This is a genomic window from Streptococcus sp. 959 (assembly GCF_013277075.1).
GTDB lineage: Bacteria > Bacillota > Bacilli > Lactobacillales > Streptococcaceae > Streptococcus > Streptococcus pseudopneumoniae_C.
Genome location: NZ_VMMF01000016.1, coordinates 37,290 through 54,797 on the forward strand (window position 1 = coordinate 37,290; position 17,508 = coordinate 54,797).

Sequence of the window (17,508 nt, forward strand, 5' to 3'; positions counted from 1 at the left end):
TTCAATCTCTTTCAATTATTGGAAATGAATGACAAATCATGTAGGACTAGATATCTCATAGTCTATAGTCTGGCACATTTTTATTTCTTTACCTTCAAATGCTTCATTACCAACAGGATTCCCAATAAGATGTTTAGATAAAAGCCCAACTGATACGTTTTTGTCAGGAATTCCAAACTTGTCCAAAGTCGTATCAAATCTTCTAGCGACATGCGGAAGAAATACCCTTCAGTAGCAATCCACAAAATCAAAAATAGATAACTTCCAGCAGCAAGCCATTTCGCCCAGCGGTTTTTTAGCAACCGAACAATCAAGAGCGAACAGATAAAGACAACTGTTAAAATGGCGTGTTCCATCAAAAAAGTAAAACCGTAATAGATTTCCACAAAACGTCTACCATTATCCGCATTCGCTCCTTTTAAAAAAGGTAGTGCAAAACTTAAAATAAAACAGAGTTCCAATATATAAGGTTTTAAGATTTTCATGACACACCTCCTATAAGTTGTGAATCCCAAAGCCCCCTTTATTAGCTTATAAGTCAGGAGAAAGTAGCTCCTACTTCATCAATAAATTGGTCAACCTCTATCTACCTCTATTATACGATATTGGCTTACTATCATCAAGAAACCGCTTTATTTTTTTAGCTTTTTATGGTATGATAGACAAAATATCTAGGGGAAAACAAATGACCAACGAATTTTTACATTTTGAAAAAATCAGCCGCCAGACTTGGCAATCTTTACATCGAAAGACAACACCTCCTTTGACTGAAGAGGAATTAGAATCTATCAAAAGTTTTAATGACCAGATTAGCTTGCAGGATGTTACCGATGTCTATCTCCCCCTAGCTCATCTCATCCAGATTTACAAGCGTACCAAGGATGATTTGGCCTTTTCAAAAGGAATTTTCCTTCAACGTGAAAGTAAATCCCAACCTTTTATCATTGGTGTTTCTGGTAGTGTTGCCGTTGGAAAATCCACAACCAGTCGCCTACTTCAAATCCTACTGTCCCGTACCCTTACAGATGCTACGGTTGAATTGGTAACAACTGATGGTTTTCTCTATCCCAACCAGACCTTGATTGAACAAGGGATTTTAAATCGCAAGGGATTTCCTGAAAGCTATGATATGGAAGCTCTTCTTAACTTCTTGAACCGAATTAAAAATGGACAAGATGTAGATATTCCTGTCTATTCTCATGAAGTCTACGACATCGTACCTGAGGAAAAGCAAAGTGTCAAAGCTGCTGACTTTGTGATTGTCGAGGGGATCAATGTCTTTCAAAATCCACAAAACGAGCGTCTCTACATTACTGACTTCTTTGACTTTTCCATCTATGTTGATGCGGCAGTCGATGACATCGAGAGTTGGTATCTAGACCGTTTCTTGAAAATGCTGAGTCTAGCCCAAAACGACCCCGAAAGCTACTATTATCGTTTTACTCAAATGCCAATCGGGGAAGTGGAGTCCTTTGCCCATCAAGTCTGGACCAGTATCAATCTCACAAATCTACAAAATTACATTGAACCAACCAGAAACCGTGCGGAAGTGATTCTTCATAAAACAAAGAACCATGAAATCGATGAAATTTACTTAAAAAAGTAATTTTCCCTTGTCAAAACGTAAGTTTTCAGATATAATGGTATAGTTAGTAAATATGGAGGTAAGAACATTGGCAAACATTAAATCAGCTATCAAACGCGCTGAATTGAACGTTAAACAAAACGAAAAGAACTCAGCTCAAAAATCAGCTATGCGTACTGCTATCAAAGCTTTCGAAGCAAACCCATCTGAAGAACTTTTCCGTGCTGCTAGCTCAGCTATCGATAAAGCAGAAACTAAAGGTTTGATTCACAAAAACAAAGCAAGCCGCGATAAAGCTCGTCTTTCAGCTAAACTTGCTAAATAAGAAACAGTCCATAGAGGCTGTTTTTTTGTCTCCAAATAGGAAAGGGTAGAAAATGAAAATCGCAATTATCGGATATTCTGGTGCTGGTAAGTCAACGCTAGCTGAAAAGTTATCTCTCTACTACTCCATCCCAAAACTTCACATGGATACACTCCAATTTCAACCTGGTTGGCAAGACAGTGACCGCGAATGGATGTTGACCGAGATGAAAAACTTTCTTACAAAGAATGAATCTTGGGTTATCGATGGAAATTATTCTTGGTGTTTCTATGAGGAAAGAATGGACGAAGCTGACCAGATCATCTTTTTAAACTTCTCTGCTTGGAATTGTTTGCTAAGAGCCTTTAAGCGCTATTTAAAATACAGAGGAAAAGTGAGAGAAAGTATGGCTAAGGGATGCCCCGAGCAATTCAACTGGGAATTTATTCGTTGGATTCTCTGGGATGGTCGAACAAAAAATGCTAAGGATAGATACCAATACTTAAACAATACTTACCCAGAAAAGATGCATATTCTCCATTCTCAAGCAGAGATTGATTGTTTTTTGCGATCTTTAAAAAAGTAAACAATATAGTAGCATTGCATTAAAATCAGCATGCACTGATTGACTAAAAAAGGAAGTTTTTCATCCAGAAAGTCTTCCTTTTTTCCTTTTATTCAACAATTAAAAATAACTCGAGCAATTTATAAATCAACAATAAAATTCCCCTAGAAATGAAGAGAATCTTGTTCATAGTTTCTGAGTTCGTGATACAAAAAAACTGAAGGAAGTATAGTCCTACTTCCTTCAGTTTTTTATTGTCTCAATTTAGAAAAAACTTCTCCAATCTTACCTTCGATAACTAAATCAGCTTGGCTGTCTTGAGGAGTGCTGGACTTGTTGATAACGACAAGATTTGACCCTGAAAAATAATTGATTAGGCTAGCTGCAGGGTAAACAACTAAGGAAGTTCCACCAATGATCAACAAATCTGCTTGCTGAATGGCTCGAGCTGCGCGACTAAATACATCCATATCTAGCGCTTCCTCATAAAGGGTCACGTCAGGTTTGACCACCTTGCCACAATCTAAGCAGTAGGGAACTGGACCTTCAAGTTCCAAAAAGGCAGTCAAATCATAAAAGCGATGACAGCCCAAACAATAATTACGATCTGCACTACCATGCAGTTTCAAAACTTTCTGAGATCCTGCCATTTCATGGAGACTATCGATATTTTGCGTCACAATCGCCTTTAATTTACCTGTTTTTTCCAACGACGCTAGATAATCATGTGCTAAATTCGGCTTGGCATCAGGATAGACCAGATACTTTTTGTAGAAATCAAAAAAATCCTCTGGATAGCGCTCAAACATAGTGCGTGAAACCAGTTGCTCGGCAGTAAAATGGCGACCTAGTTTCAAACTATATATACCATCTGAACTACGAAAATCTGGAATATTAGACTCTGTAGAAACCCCTGCACCACCGAAAAAGACAATGCTCTGACTTTGATCAATAATACCTTGTAATTGTTTAATCTTATCCATTTTGTACTCCTAGGAATTTTCAAGTTAAAAAGTTGAAAGTCTTGACTTCTTGTCAACTTGGCTTCCAACTTTATTTGATTATGATTTAGATATTAAACTGACTAGTCTCGGTCCTTTGACACCATTAGGATTTCTTCAATTTCCTTATTCTTACCTATTTCAGGATTGATTCATTGTTGATAGTTATCATTTTGAGAACAAGAGAAATCATTCTGAATATAGCCTACCTTTAGTCTGCAATCAATGTTTCCAAACCAACCTTCATCATATCAGTGAAGGTGTTTTGACGTTCTTCTGCAGTTGTATCTTCATCTGGATTAACCAAACTATCTGAAATAGTCATAATAGCTAAAGCATCAACATGGTGTTGAGCAGCAAGATAGTAAAGAGCCGCTGCTTCCATTTCCACAGCCTTGACTCCCCATTTACCAAGTTCGATGTTCTTTTCAAAGTAGTTTGAGTAAAAGACATCAGATGATAAAACGTTCCCAACGTGGGTTGTCATACCGAGTTCTTTAGCGATATGGTAGGCCTTATCAAGCAAGTCAAAGCTAGCGATTTGTGGAAAATCGTACTGTGGCCAGTCATTACGGACGATGTTTGAGTTAGTTGCAGCTGCCTGCGCCAAAACCAATTCACGGACGTGGACATCTTCATTCAAAGAACCCGCAGTTCCCACACGGATCAATTTTTTCACACCATAGTCAACAATCAACTCACGCGCATAAATCGAGATAGATGGCATTCCCATCCCAGTTCCCATGACTGATATACGGTGACCTTTGTAAGTACCTGTGTAACCAAACATGTTACGAACTTCGTTAAAGCAAACAGCATCTTCAAGGAAATTCTCAGCGATAAATTTCGCACGAAGAGGATCCCCAGGAAGAAGAATTTTATCAGCAATTTCACCCTGCTGAGCAGCAATATGGATAGACATAATTTATGATACAAAGAGCGAGAAGAAAACGACTGAAAATTAGTAATCTGACGAGAAATCCTGATTTCTCAGTCAGATTATCTATTTTCCGAGTTTTCCGCTCGTGTTCAAATTAGAACACGCGCTCTGCCTTTCTTTTTTTGTATATTTAGGATAGCGACAGAGAACAAAGTAAAAATAGGAAACTGACGACGCATCGTAGATGCTAGACAATTTATCTTTTTTACACAGTTCTCCGCTCGTATTCAGTTCAATGAATACAGTTAACCCATCCTTTCTTTATTCTAAAATTTATAATCAGAAAGATACCAAACCCGTCAAAAAGCGAAGGGAAAATAGGAGTTGGGCGCAATGAGCGATGCTCGCTAGACCAACTATCTTTTTCCCACTGCTCTTAGGGTGGGTTCAATTCCTTTCTTTTTAAATTTTGATTATGATTATATAGAAGAGAACAGCCAGGGTTCAATCCAAACCCGAACTACCCTTCATTTCTGATTTTTTAGAAAAGTTTTCCGCTCGTATTCAAATTAGAACACCTCACGCTACCTTTCTGTTTAATTTTTGTTCTCTCACAGAGAACTAGCTGAGTTCTGTTCAAGATCAGCTAGTGCTTTCTTATAAACTAGACAAACGAACTGTCATTGTATCGTCAGATTACAAGACATCATCGTCACTCACCTTAGAATTCAATGTTGTTCCCCAGTGAGTAATTTTTCGATGCGGTTGTGCCAGGAGAGGTCTGTTATCATAGATTGTTTGCCATCTATTCCAGATAAGACCTGTTCTTTTCTCAATCTTAATTCGAAGATTACGCATATTAGACTTAATTGGGAGATTGAGGATAGAACCTGCGGTCTGATTGCGCCCATTCCCTTCCCAAGAACGACTTCGGACAACTGATTGCCCATTTTTATCTACTGTAACTTCTTCCCACGATATTGAATAACGTGCAATATAAGCACCACTATGTTGAATAGTTAGGGTTTTATCTTTTACAGGAGTGTAGTTTAACAGTTGTACAGGCTTAGAAGCTTGAGTAGTTACATTATTTTTAGCTACAAATCGAAAAACTTCTACTTCTGCAAGGCTGAGAGCTTGATTTTTTTGACGCAATTGAATGCGAACACGGCGACCTAGTTTACCATTCAACTGGAGATCTAAACTGCTTCCTTCTAAACGAGAAACATATTGTCTAGCAACTTCTGTCCCTTTTTCATCATATAAAATCACATCAAAGTCTGACAGACGTTTAGAAAGTTCTCCATCCCCACGGTTATGAAGGCGAACAAGTCCTACCTGTTCTGTACGACCTAAATCAACTTCCCACCAAGGCTGATTTTCAAATTTTGTATGGGTAATTGATTGCTGGCTATAACTACTATTGGTATTGCCATCCAAGGCACGACTAGCATCTCCTCCAAAATCAGTAGAACTTTGCTTAGCTTGTTTTTTCCAAGAGATATTCTCAGCACGATATACTTGGACTTCTGCAAGACTGAGAGCGTTATATCCATCTAACTCGATGCGTACAAAACGAGCTTTCTTATAATCAATTGAAATCTGAGCGGAACTATCTCGCAAGTATGCAATGCGCTTTCTTTCAATTTCTTTTCCAGAACTATCCAAAAGAATCACATTAAAATTAGTCAGTCTATCTTGAGCAGCATCTGTTCGATTGTAAATATTAATCTGGCGAATCGTTTCTTCCTTATCTAAATCGACTTGCCACCAAGGTTTTGATTGAAAATCTGTATGAGTGACAGAATTATGTCCGTAATTTCCATCTAATTTCCCATCAACTGCTCTTCTAGCATCTCCTCCAAAAGCTGTCGAACTTTGAGTTACTCGTTTCCCTAGAGCTATATTTTCAAGAGGTTCAGCGCTTGGTTGACTAGATGACAGAGGGACTTGTTGTTTCTTAAAGAAATAAACTTTATCCAATTTCGGATCACGATAACCATGTTTATCAAGCGTATCACGTTTTCCAATATTAAAATTCGGGATAGCATTCATTCTACTTTCAAAATAACCACGCGAACGGTGCTTGAAACTAGAGTTACCTGTAAAAGTTACAATATCGTTATCATTACGAATCAAAGATGTCACAACATTATCATTATCGACCACATAATGTTTTATTTTACCAGATAGAGCTAACTTACGACTTTCTAAACCTACATCCCAGAAACCATTTTTTGCATTCCAAATAGTTCGAGAAGTAATTACTTTAGGAGCGCTAAATGTCGTAACTTTTTTCAAAACATTATTATAAAAAGTAGGATATTTCTGATAAGCTTCAACTGCTGCTATTTGAGCTAAGTAGCCTCCTAGCGAATGACCTGTCATATACAGATTTGTAATGCTGGAATCCTGCGCCAGTTCTTTTACAACATTACGGATATCATCCGCTTGTGCAGGTTTATTTCCTCCAAACAAAACAAAATCTGTACTTAAATCTTTTGCATCATTCAGTCTTGTTCCACGTATAGCCAACATATGCACCGTTCCATCTTTGAGATAAGGGAGATCGCTCTTGGTCTCAAATAAGAAAGCATCCAAGCCACTTGCTGTATGATAAGCCTTTTTCATCTTCCAAAATGGTGCCAGTTCATTATGCATCATTTTATATTCTTGACGATCAAGATAAAGACTTGGAAAAGGATTTTTATGATCTAGAATTTTGTCAATGTAATCATCATTACGATAAGCCAACTCCATAAAAAGGAGGGAATCACGATCTGTGACATACCATTGTTTCTTGTTATCATCTTCCCCGTCTTCTAGTCCATCTCCATCACTATCTGCTAGTAAAGGATGGCTATTATATCCCAAATAGTCCTTACCATCTTTATGATAAACATAAAGTTCATCCTTATTTTTGATACCATCCTGATCATCATCACCTTCTAAATCAAGGACTTTTCCACCATAAAGAGAATTGTCAAGTAAATCATTTTCTGAGTGCAGTTCTCCTTTTGAGATTTTCAAAAGATCTTCTGCTGTCACAGGACGAGAAGTTATAGCCTCATCCTTTACATTTTTCTCTTTATTCACGTCTTCAGGAACTAGAGTAGGCTCTGTTTTATGAGATTCTAGTTTTTCTTCTTCCTTCTGATTTTTAAGGACTTCTTTTGTTTCTGGAGCTGGTTGGATAACTTCTGCCCCTTCCTCTATAAGAGGTGTTTCCTGTTTTTTATCAGTATTTTCTAGTTTTGTCGGACTATCCGTTACATTTACTACTAGAGGAGTTTCATTTTTCACAACTGGACTTCCTTCATTGGCAGAAATTCCTGTCGGTGCTAAAAAAGCAAATCCAACTGCAACAGATACAACTCCGATACTTAATTTTTTTATACCAAAACGCATAATTCGTTGATCAATTCTCATTTATTCATATATCTTTCTATTATTTTCACCCTCTTTACCAACAATATTCTCCAATCAGCTAATCTCCTTTAGCATCAAGATTTCATTTTTATACTTTGTTAGCAAGAATTTGAAGAGGTTTATAAAAGTATAGGAACCTCATTCATTTTTCATTTCATAATTCTATATGGAAATTAACTGTTTCATTTATCTTCCAGCTTACAGAAATACTTTCCTACTCATTTTCTTTCTCATAGCTCAGCAAGAATCGCTTTAAGCAATCCTTTAAAGTCGCCTTTAACACGCTCAGTCACTTCTACAACTTCCTCGTGGTTAAGTTCTTCTTGGAAACCAGCCGCAAAGTTAGTAATACATGAAATTCCCAAAACTTTCAAACCTGAGTGGGCTGCCACAATAACTTCAGGAACAGTAGACATACCAACTGCATCTGCCCCCAATGTCTTATAGGCACGAATCTCTGCTGGTGTCTCATAAGTCGGACCAGTTACACCGATATAGACACCTTCATCAAGCTTGATACCAAGTTTCTTAGCCACTTCATGGGCAGTAGCACGGTATTCTGGTGTGTAAGCCTTAGACATATCAGGGAAACGTGGACCAAAGTCATCCAAATTTTCACCCATCAATGGGTTTTGCCCCGTCATATTGATATGGTCTGAGATAGCCATCAAAGTACCAGGACCAAAGCCAATACCACCAGCTGCATTGGTAACAATGACACCTTCACATCCGAGAACTTTCATCACACGTAATGGGAAAGTCACGACTTCAAGAGGATTTCCTTCGTAGAAATGGAAGCGACCTTGAAGAGCCAAGACTTTTCGACCTGCAAGTTCTCCATATACCAATTTCCCAGCGTGTCCGACGACTGTAGAGCGACCCCAGTTTGGAATGTCTGCATAATCTACTACAACTGGATTTTCGATTTCTTCTGCAAGTTCTCCCAGACCTGATCCAAGGATTAGACCAAACTCGGGAGCTTGGATTCCTTTATCTTTCAGGAAAGCAGCTGTTTCCTTGATCTTATCTAAAAATGTCATTATACATCTCCTTTATTATTTTTTAGCATTTGACCGATTTTATCAAAGGTTTTTGCGTTGCGAATGGTGATGTTGCGATAAAAAGGCATCTTGAGTAAGTACTTATGATAGGCAGTTGCATAGTAGGATTCCTCAGTGAATTTCCCCCAGAAAATCCCAAGTATTCCAACATGAACCACTTCATCTTTCAGTTCCAAACTTTCAACTTTCTCAATGACTTGACCAACATCCAAGCCCTCCGTGTAAAAGAGGACATCCTTTCGAGCCAGGTCTTTGGCCCACCATTCAGGCAGATTTTCAAGTTCTGCTTCAAAGTCCTCAAGACTCAGTAAGGAAAAGCTCTGAATAAATGGATAATGGATTTCAAAGAAAGCCTCTAACTTTTCAACCAATCGGGCTTTGGGGTCTGTCGAAGTAAAGAAAATATTGCCACTGTTGATGTAGGTCTCAACCTTCTCCAAACCCAACTCTGTCAATTCTTGACGAAGTTGCGACATAACAACCTTATTCTTCCCACCGACATTAATGCCCCTAGCCAGTAAAGCATAGCGCGTCATCTTATACCAATTTATCTAAGAAACTTTCCCCAATCATGGCAGTTTCAACACCAAAGTTATCCGCAACTGTCGCTGAGATATCTGCAAAATGTCCAACTGGAATGACACCATTTCCCTTAAAGCTAGGGCTGTAAGCTAAAAGTGGAATATATTCACGAGTGTGGTCTGTTCCTGCATAGGTTGGGTCATTTCCATGGTCAGCAGTAATCAAAAGAAGGTCATCCTCTCTCATAGCTGCGATAATTTCAGGCAAGCGTTCATCAAACTCATGCAAGCAATCACGGTAGCCATGAGCATTGCGACGGTGTCCATAAAGGGCATCAAAGTCAACTAAGTTTGTGAAGGAGAATCCTTTTTCAAATTCAGCAAGTCCCATGGTCTTCAAGAGTGTATCAATTCCGTGGCTATTTGACTTATTGTGTCCCATATCATGGTTGATACCCGCACCGTTAAAGATATCATTGATTTTACCAACAGCATAAGTATCGATACCAGCTTCATTGAGTTTATCCAAAACAGTTGGTGCAAATGGAGATACGGCCAAGTCACGACGATTTGCTGTACGAGTGAAGTTACCTGGTTCACCTACATAAGGACGAGCAATGATGCGACCTAGAAGGGCTGGGCGCTCAAGGGTAATCGAACGAGCGTATTCACAGATACGATACAATTCATCCAGAGGAATGATGTCTTCGTGGGCAGCAATTTGCAAAACAGGGTCAGCTGAAGTATAGATAATCAACTCCCCAGTTTCCATCTGGCGTGGTCCAAAGTCATCGATAACGGCTGTACCTGAGTAAGGTTTGTTAGCTTCACGAATGACCTTGCGTCCTGAGAATTCTTCAATTTTTGTCAAGATTTCTTCTGGGAATCCATTCCAGAAAGTATCGAAAGGTTCTGTAATGTTAAGGCCCATGATTTCCCAGTGTCCAGTCATGGTATCCTTACCAAGAGATACTTCTTCCAATTTTGTTGCATATCCTGTTGGATTGCTTTCAGCTGAAACAGTCTTAAGAGGAGTTTCTCGAGGAATATTTCCAAGACCAATTTTAGCCATGTTTGGGACATTCAAACCAACTGCTTTTGAAATGTGTCCTAATGTGTCAGAAGCTCCATCTGGAACCCCTGCATTGACAAAGTTATTGGCATCTGGTGCAGCACCGATTCCTACAGAATCTAGTACCACCAAGTGAATACGATTAAATTTTGACATAGTGTATCTCCTTATTATTTTAGTTATCTTGCTTTTGTTGAAGTTAAAATCTGAACCCCGTCTCGTCCAGCAACGATGACCTTATCCACCATTTGATTGAATAAGCCGTGCTCCACTACGCCAACGACATGGTCCAATTCTTGCCCGAAGGCAATTGGATCTTCAATGACATCCAAGGCAAGGTCAATGATAAAGTTCTGCATATCGGTCACAAAACGTTGACCGTCTTTTTCACGGAAACTTGGTTTGTAGCCTGCTCGCTCAAAACGACGAAAGACCTGTTCTGCGCCATACTGAACCACTTCTACTGGCAATTTAAAAGCACCTAGTTTGTCGACCAGCTTGCTTTCATCAACCACCCAAATATATTCTTTTGAGGGCGTTGCTACAACCTTCTCCATCAGAAGGGCACCACCACCGCCTTTGATTCCGTTAAACTGGCTATCCACCTCATCTGCTCCATCAACCGTCACATCGACAACATCTACTTGGTCAATAGACTTGAGCGGGATATTAAGACCTCTAGCTTGTTTACTAGTCACACTTGAAGTCGTTACAGCTGTAATCTGTAACCCTTCTTCCTTAATCCGGCGACCAATTTCTTCGACAAAATAATAGGCAGTAGAACCCGTTCCCAGTCCGACAACCATCCCATCCTTGACAAACTCAGCAGCCTTGATACCTGCCATTTTCTTCAGATTTTCCACTCAAACACCTCCATTAAAGAGCTACTTTTATTATAACATGTATCCTTTTTTATTTCATGGATACACTAGAAAAACCCGAACATTTTTATTTTTATGTCCACCTTGTTTTGGTAGTTAGAATCTTAGTTATGAGAACTTGTAGATAAAAACAGGTCCTAGCCAAAAGCAGCAACAGTTGATTTTTTATCATAAAGATGATTAAATAGTTAAGTAAAGAAAAGGAGAAATAAGATGAACCCATTAGATTTGTTTAATCAAGTAAAAGAGTTAATCGAAACAAAAGATTTCGAAGCTGCAAAAACATTTGTTACAGAAAATCAAGAACAGCTTGGAGAATACTTCTCTCAAGCTCAGCAGTTGATTTCTGGTTCTGAAGGTCTAGATGGCCTCGTTGGAAAGATTAAAGGATTTTTCTAAAAATATAAGAGGCTGGCAAAACTCAATTTCAGTAGAAAATGAGATTAATTTTCCCACAATAAAACGCATAGTGTCAAATTTTTTGTAACTCTGATGCTATGCGTTTTTATGATTAACTATGTTCGGTGATAAACTTGTAGGCTTCTTGACCAGCGATAGCCCCATCTCCAACTGCTGTTGTCACTTGACGAAGGTCTTTCAAGCGAACATCTCCAACTGCAAAGATACCGTCAACTGCAGTCTTCATGTGGCTATCTGTCACAATCCAGCCTGCCTGATCTTGAATATTCAATTCTTTAACAAAATCGCTAAGAGGGTCCAATCCAACATAGATAAAGACACCACCGAAGGCTTGTTCTGTCACTTGACCTGTTTTCACATTTTCAAATACGACAGATTCTACTCGATTTTCACCTTTGATTTCCTTAACTACAGAATCCCAGATAAAACTGATTTTCTCATTCGCAAAAGCGCGGTCTTGTAAAACCTTTTGGGCACGAAGTTGATCACGACGGTGAACGATGGTAACAGTCTTAGCAAAACGAGTCAAGAAGAGAGCTTCTTCAACAGCTGAATCTCCACCACCGACTACCAACAAATCTTGGTCACGGAAGAAAGCACCATCACACACAGCACAGTAAGAAACACCACGACTGTTCAGTTCTTCTTCTCCAGGCACTCCCAAAGGACGATGTTTAGAACCAGTTGCTACGATAACTGTACGTGTTTCATATGTTTGGTCATCAGTAATCACTTTCTTAAAATCACCATGGTCTTCTACATTTTCAACATAACCATAAATGTGTTCAACACCAAGATTTTCAAGTGGTTCAAACATCTTTTCAGCCAATTCTGGGCCACTGATATTAGCGTACCCTGGATAATTTTCAATATCAGATGTATTATTCATCTGACCACCTGGCAGACCACCTTCAATCAAGGCTACTTTCAAATTGCTTCGAGCAGCGTATAAGGCCGCAGTCATCCCTGCAGGTCCAGCACCGATAATAATAGTATCGTACATATAGTTTCCTTCTTTCTTGTTGTAACTATCTTTATTCTAACTCTTTCTTGTCAATCAAGCAAGGATTATGCTTTGAAAACAAGAATTAAACTCATAACCGCAAAGGATAATACTGGAACAACCAAAACTCCAATCATAATCATATCATAGAGATGGGCTTGGCGAGCCTTTACTGTCTTATCAACTCCCGACATGGCTCTTAGTCCAATCCAAATTCCTAAAAAAATCAGGACAAGGATGGTGGTCAAGATCAAACTCTCGAAATATAAAGAAAATAGTTGCAGTAGCATGATTTCTCTCATTTCTATCTTTTTTAAAGAGTAAACTCAGCTAGTCCAGCTAACTGAGTTTTTCTTTATCTATTATATCAAATATAAGTCCGTTTGTAACTAGCGAAGAATTCTTTTGTCCGCTCTTCTTTAGGATTGTGGATAATCTCATCCGGTGTTCCAGACTCAATGATTTTCCCCTTATCTAGGAAGAGAATCTTATCAGCCACTTGGGCTACAAAGGACATATCATGACTAACCAAAATCATGGTTTGACCTGACTTAGCAGCATCTGCAATAGATTTTTCTACTTCACCGACCAATTCTGGGTCAAGAGCTGAAGTTGGTTCATCTAAGAGCAAGACATCTGGTTTCATGGCAAGAGCACGCGCTAGGGCAACCCGTTGCTTCTGACCACCTGATAAATGACGAGGGTAATGATTCTCACGGTCAGAAAGCCCAACCTTAGCCAACTCTTCCTTGGCAATCTTGGTTGCTTCTTGGTCAGATAATTTTTTAACAACAACCAAGCCTTCTTTCACATTATCAAGTGCTGTGCGGCGTTCAAACAAATTAAATTGTTGGAAAACCATTGACAGCTTGCGGCGTAGGGCAAGGATTTCTTCTTGAGTGATTTTAGAAAAATCAACTGAGAAATCATCAATCTGAATTGATCCACTGTCAGGAGTTTCAAGATAATTAAGACTGCGAAGGAAGGTTGATTTTCCAGCTCCTGAAGAACCAATCAAGGCTACGACTTCTCCTTTTTGGATATCCAAGTCCAGATGATCCAAGACAGTCTGTCCTGAAAACGATTTACTTAAATTCGAAATCTTAATCATTAACGAAGGTCTCCTTTCACATCTGTTTGCACTGTATCAGGTGCGGAAATAGCCATTTTTCTCTCGATAAAACGACCGAGGCTTTCAATTCCAATATTGACTACCCAATAAACAAGGGCAACGGAGATAAAGCGTTCAAAATAGCGGTAATCAGCTCCACCCAAAATCTGAGCTTGGGCAAAGACTTCCACAACACCCGCACTAAAGGCTAGGGAAGTTCCCTTGGTCAAGCCGATTAGGGAATTAATCAAGGTTGGAGTCGCCACAACGGCCGCATTTGGAATAATCACTCGTCGATAAACTTGTGCTCGCGTCATACCCAAGCTGCGTGCCGCCTCAATCTCACCAGGATTAACTGAGAGAATGGCTGCACGAATGGTTTCACTGGCATAAGCTGCTTCATTAAAAGCAAAGGCAACAATCGCAAAAGCAGCGGCTGGAATCGCATTGATATTGAGACCAGTTCCCCATTGCTGATTGAGGGCTTTCAAAGCCAAAGGAATTCCGTAGTAGGTCAACATGAGTTGCACCAAAATCGGTGTCCCTTTGAGGAAACTAACAAAGAAGGCCTGCAAGGGATATAAAATCTTGACACGATTGATTTTCACAATAGCAAAAAGAAGCGCCAAAACCAAGCCAAAAAGGGCACCACCAATTGTCAACATAATCGTTGTTGGAAGCTGTTGAACAATCCTTGGAATCCCATCAAAGACCGAACGTAGGCTAAACAGCTTACCATCCGGAATCAATTGCATCAAGTTTTGGTACCAATCTGATGCTAAAATCGTTGTAACATTCATAAAAACATCCTCTCCTGATAATGATTCATTCTACCATACTTCTGCCGTCAATGAAATTATTTGCTACGGTCAGATACAGACTTTGTCTACCTACTAGTTTATCATACTTTGAAACAGGGAGGTTATATATTTTATCTATCAAAGAGATAAGTAAAAACTATTTCAGTCCCAGTTCTTCGTAAACTTTTCGATAACCGATTTGCTTAACAGTTCCATTTTCCACTAAAATCGGTCGTTTTAACAACATACCGTCGCTTGCTAGCAACTCGGCTGCTTCTTGATTTGACAGACTTCCCACCTTATCTTTCAACCCCAATTCACGGTATTTAATACCACTGGTGTTGAAAAATTGCTTCAATTCGAAACCTGAGGTCTCTAGCCAGTTTAAAATGACTTCTTGACTAGGTGTTTCTTCGACGATATGAACATCTTTGTAGTCCACACCGAGTTGGTTTAATTCTTGTTTTGCTTTTTTACAAGTTGAACATTTTGGGTATTCGATAAATTCTAACATGTGTTTCTCCTTATATTTGTTTGTATCTTTAAAATCTGCGCCTTCATGCTCCAAGAGCCAAGCTTTCTTTTCCACTCCTGCAGCATAACCTGTCAGACGCTTGCCTGCTCCCAGCACACGGTGACAAGGTACAAGGATGGACCAAGGATTACGTCCTACAGCTCCACCAATTGCTTGAGCAGACGCCACTTGCAGATCTTGGGCTATTTGCCCATAGGTCACTGTCTGACCATAAGGAATTCTCTGTAAATAGGACCAAACCCGCTTTTCAAAACCCGTACCGATTGGAGCCAAGGGTAAGTTGGATAAATCCTGAGACCTGCCTTTAAAGTAATCATCTAAGCAAGCAATAACAGAGTCTAAAATGGGATGACTAACAACTTCTTCTATTGTTTCATCTCCCAATCCTCTCTCAAAATGCTTCTGGTCCTGTACCCAAATTCCATACAGATATTGGTCATCAGCTACGAGAGAAAGGGATCCAATTGGCGAAGAATAGAGCATTTTTTCGTACTTCTTTTGCATTATTTCTTCAATTTTTGATAGGCCAAGCGTTCACCATCTACTGACACCTTACCGACCTGTTTAAAACCGAGTTTTTCAAAAATATGTTGCATGGCCTTGTTTTCAGCATGCGTATCTGAACGAAAATCAAGATAGTCAAAACCTTCAATCAAGCCCTCTAAGAAGGTTTGAGCGACTCCCTGTCCCTGCACATCTGCTGCCACAGCAATACGATGAAAGACTAGGTACTCTGACTCTCCAGCTTGCCAGTTTCCCTCATAAATGCCTTCATAGGCTTCCTCTGGACTCTTGGTCACAGCAGCATAGGCTAGCAGTTCTCCCTCTTCCAAGGCCACATAGGCTTGACCTGAGATGATATCATCAATAATGATATCGGCATTGGGATAGCCATTTTGCCACTGGTCGCTACCAGACTTGGCTAAGCACTTTTTAGCATCCTCCATCACCTGCATAATGGCATCCACTTCATTTGGAAAAGCTAAACGAATCTCCATCTTTTCTCCTCATTTCTGACTAGTTTCTCCCATCATAGCATAATTTAAGCCTTTTCACAAGCAGTTAAAACTTGACTTTCTTTTTTTATTATTTTATAATCTAGTTATTAAAACTAGATAAAAAGGAGTTGGAAATGAAAACTGCTTTTTCCTACCCTAAATGGGCAGAAATCCCAAATATTGACCTCTATCTGGATCAGGTTTTACTCTATGTCAATCAAGTCTGCGCTCCTGTCTCTCCAGATAAAGACAAAGGCCTAACAGCATCCATGGTCAACAACTATGTCAAACATGGTTATCTAACAAAGCCTGACAAGAAAAAATACCAACGCCAACAGATTGCCCGTTTGATTGCTATCACCACCCTCAAATCTGTCTTTTCGATTCAAGAAATCGCTCAGACCCTTAATACTCTCCAAAGTCAAGCCAGCTCAGACCAACTCTACGATGCTTTTGTGGACTATATGAACCAAGGAATAGACCCAGCTAACCCTATTATCCAAAGTAGCTGTCAAACCGTTAAACTCTATCATCAAACTCTAGCCTTAATCCATCAGACTGAAGAGGAGGAAATCTAATGAATACTAGTCTTAAACTCAGCAAACAACTTAGCTTTGGAGAGGAGATTGCTAATAGTGTGACCCACGCTGTGGGTGCAGTGATCATGCTCATCTTACTGCCTATTTCATCCACCTATAGTTATGAAGTACACGGATTTTTATTCTCTGTCGGTGTTTCCATTTTCGTCATCAGTCTTTTTCTCATGTTCCTCTCATCCACCATTTACCACTCTATGGCCTATGGTTCGACCCATAAATATGTCTTGAGAATCATTGATCATTCTATGATTTATGTTGCTATTGCAGGCTCATACACGCCCGTCGTCTTGACCTTGATGAATAACTGGTTTGGCTATCTGATTATTGCTATCCAGTGGGGAACGACCATTTTCGGCATCCTCTATAAAATCTTTGCTAAAAAAGTCAATGAGAAATTTAGCCTTACTCTTTACCTGATTATGGGCTGGTTGGTTCTAGCTATCATTCCTGCCATTATCAGTCAAACAACTCCAATCTTTTGGAGTCTCATGGTAACTGGCGGACTCTGTTATACAGTTGGGGTTGGATTTTACGCCAAGAAAAAACCTTATTTCCACATGATTTGGCATCTCTTTATCCTAGCAGCATCTGCCCTCCAGTACATTGCCATTGTTTATTATATGTAAAAATAGGTTAGGACAAAAAATCCTAACCTCATTTTTTTATTCTCTATGATGTTTTATACTCAATCAAAATCCAAAAATGACTCTAGTCCATTTTATAATATCTACTATCGTGCCGTC

20 protein-coding genes and 1 pseudogene are annotated in these 17,508 nt (G+C 39.3%); 6 read left to right on the forward strand and 15 right to left on the reverse strand.

Annotation, left to right across the window (positions count from 1 at the left end; all coding sequences use genetic code 11):
• Nucleotides 1-80 precede the first annotated feature (80 nt).
• Nucleotides 81-485 (reverse strand): hypothetical protein, encoded by a 405-nt coding sequence (locus HT717_RS05255; protein WP_173304603.1) that lies wholly within the window; start codon nt 483-485, stop codon nt 81-83.
• Between the two features lie 200 nt (nt 486-685).
• Between HT717_RS05255 and coaA the strand changes: the two genes are divergently transcribed.
• The 3 genes from coaA (at nt 686) to HT717_RS05270 (ending at nt 2,475) form a co-directional block, all read left to right on the forward strand.
• Nucleotides 686-1,606: a type I pantothenate kinase gene (gene coaA, locus HT717_RS05260; protein ID WP_061088149.1), complete on the forward strand. Its 921-nt coding sequence runs from the start codon at nt 686-688 to the stop codon at nt 1,604-1,606.
• Between the two features lie 67 nt (nt 1,607-1,673).
• The gene (gene rpsT, locus HT717_RS05265; RefSeq protein WP_001274000.1) at nt 1,674-1,910 is read left to right on the forward strand and encodes a 30S ribosomal protein S20; all 237 of its coding nucleotides are present in this window, start codon (nt 1,674-1,676) and stop codon (nt 1,908-1,910) included.
• A 52-nt stretch (nt 1,911-1,962) separates the two neighbouring features.
• Nucleotides 1,963-2,475, forward strand: a complete 513-nt coding sequence (locus HT717_RS05270) for a DNA topology modulation protein (RefSeq protein ID WP_173304605.1) — start codon at nt 1,963-1,965, stop codon at nt 2,473-2,475.
• Nucleotides 2,476-2,705: 230 nt separating this feature from the next.
• Here HT717_RS05270 and HT717_RS05275 read toward each other — a convergent pair whose 3' ends face one another.
• From HT717_RS05275 to rpiA, 7 genes are all read right to left on the reverse strand, one after another.
• Nucleotides 2,706-3,437: an NAD-dependent protein deacylase gene (locus HT717_RS05275; RefSeq protein ID WP_173304607.1), complete on the reverse strand. Its 732-nt coding sequence runs from the start codon at nt 3,435-3,437 to the stop codon at nt 2,706-2,708.
• A gap of 229 nt (nt 3,438-3,666) precedes the next feature.
• Nucleotides 3,667-4,377, reverse strand: a complete 711-nt coding sequence (deoD, locus tag HT717_RS05280; protein WP_173304609.1) for a purine-nucleoside phosphorylase — start codon at nt 4,375-4,377, stop codon at nt 3,667-3,669.
• A gap of 654 nt (nt 4,378-5,031) precedes the next feature.
• Complete coding sequence (locus tag HT717_RS10050; RefSeq protein ID WP_173304611.1) at nt 5,032-7,764, reverse strand: thiol-activated cytolysin C-terminal domain-containing protein; 2,733 nt, start codon at nt 7,762-7,764, stop codon at nt 5,032-5,034.
• Nucleotides 7,765-7,994: 230 nt separating this feature from the next.
• Nucleotides 7,995-8,804, reverse strand: coding sequence for a purine-nucleoside phosphorylase (locus HT717_RS05290; RefSeq protein ID WP_173304613.1), 810 nt, complete (start codon nt 8,802-8,804; stop codon nt 7,995-7,997).
• Complete coding sequence (locus tag HT717_RS05295) at nt 8,804-9,361, reverse strand: DUF1697 domain-containing protein (RefSeq protein ID WP_173304615.1); 558 nt, start codon at nt 9,359-9,361, stop codon at nt 8,804-8,806. The genes HT717_RS05290 and HT717_RS05295 overlap by 1 nt, the downstream gene beginning before the upstream one ends.
• A 1-nt stretch (nt 9,362) precedes the next feature.
• Nucleotides 9,363-10,574 (reverse strand): phosphopentomutase, encoded by a 1,212-nt coding sequence (locus HT717_RS05300; protein ID WP_173304617.1) that lies wholly within the window; start codon nt 10,572-10,574, stop codon nt 9,363-9,365.
• A gap of 23 nt (nt 10,575-10,597) precedes the next feature.
• Complete coding sequence (rpiA, locus tag HT717_RS05305; protein WP_173304619.1) at nt 10,598-11,281, reverse strand: ribose-5-phosphate isomerase RpiA; 684 nt, start codon at nt 11,279-11,281, stop codon at nt 10,598-10,600.
• Between the two features lie 231 nt (nt 11,282-11,512).
• Here rpiA and HT717_RS05310 point away from each other — a divergent pair, with 231 nt between their 5' ends.
• The gene (locus tag HT717_RS05310) at nt 11,513-11,698 is read left to right on the forward strand and encodes a hypothetical protein (RefSeq protein ID WP_042750849.1); all 186 of its coding nucleotides are present in this window, start codon (nt 11,513-11,515) and stop codon (nt 11,696-11,698) included.
• Nucleotides 11,699-11,810: 112 nt separating this feature from the next.
• Here the strand turns inward: HT717_RS05310 and trxB are convergent, their stop codons facing one another.
• From trxB to HT717_RS05345, 7 genes and pseudogenes are all read right to left on the reverse strand, one after another.
• A complete protein-coding gene (gene trxB / locus HT717_RS05315) occupies nt 11,811-12,722 on the reverse strand; it encodes a thioredoxin-disulfide reductase (RefSeq protein ID WP_020900217.1) in 912 nt (303 codons plus the stop codon).
• A 65-nt stretch (nt 12,723-12,787) separates the two neighbouring features.
• A complete protein-coding gene (locus HT717_RS05320; RefSeq protein WP_020900216.1) occupies nt 12,788-13,012 on the reverse strand; it encodes a DUF4059 family protein in 225 nt (74 codons plus the stop codon).
• Nucleotides 13,013-13,089: 77 nt separating this feature from the next.
• A complete protein-coding gene (locus HT717_RS05325) occupies nt 13,090-13,833 on the reverse strand; it encodes an amino acid ABC transporter ATP-binding protein (RefSeq protein ID WP_173304621.1) in 744 nt (247 codons plus the stop codon).
• A complete protein-coding gene (locus HT717_RS05330) occupies nt 13,833-14,633 on the reverse strand; it encodes an amino acid ABC transporter permease (RefSeq protein ID WP_001103449.1) in 801 nt (266 codons plus the stop codon). The genes HT717_RS05325 and HT717_RS05330 overlap by 1 nt, the downstream gene beginning before the upstream one ends.
• A gap of 157 nt (nt 14,634-14,790) precedes the next feature.
• Nucleotides 14,791-15,147: an arsenate reductase family protein gene (locus HT717_RS05335; RefSeq protein WP_173304709.1), complete on the reverse strand. Its 357-nt coding sequence runs from the start codon at nt 15,145-15,147 to the stop codon at nt 14,791-14,793.
• 15 nt (nt 15,148-15,162) lie between these two features.
• A pseudogene (locus HT717_RS05340) lies at nt 15,163-15,672 on the reverse strand (methylated-DNA--[protein]-cysteine S-methyltransferase); the annotation flags it as partial.
• On the reverse strand, nt 15,672-16,166 hold the full coding sequence (locus tag HT717_RS05345) for a GNAT family N-acetyltransferase (protein WP_173304623.1): 495 nt from the start codon (nt 16,164-16,166) through the stop codon (nt 15,672-15,674). The pseudogene HT717_RS05340 and the gene HT717_RS05345, both read right to left, overlap by 1 nt.
• 134 nt (nt 16,167-16,300) lie before the next feature.
• Between HT717_RS05345 and HT717_RS05350 the strand changes: the two genes are divergently transcribed.
• Together HT717_RS05350 and HT717_RS05355 are read left to right on the forward strand one after the other, a co-directional pair.
• Entirely contained in the window at nt 16,301-16,744 is a 444-nt protein-coding gene (locus HT717_RS05350) for a DUF1836 domain-containing protein (RefSeq protein WP_173304625.1), read from the forward strand.
• The gene (locus HT717_RS05355; RefSeq protein WP_049541333.1) at nt 16,744-17,391 is read left to right on the forward strand and encodes a hemolysin III family protein; all 648 of its coding nucleotides are present in this window, start codon (nt 16,744-16,746) and stop codon (nt 17,389-17,391) included. Before HT717_RS05350 ends, HT717_RS05355 begins: the two co-directional genes overlap by 1 nt.
• The last annotated feature ends 117 nt before the right edge of the window (nt 17,392-17,508 follow it).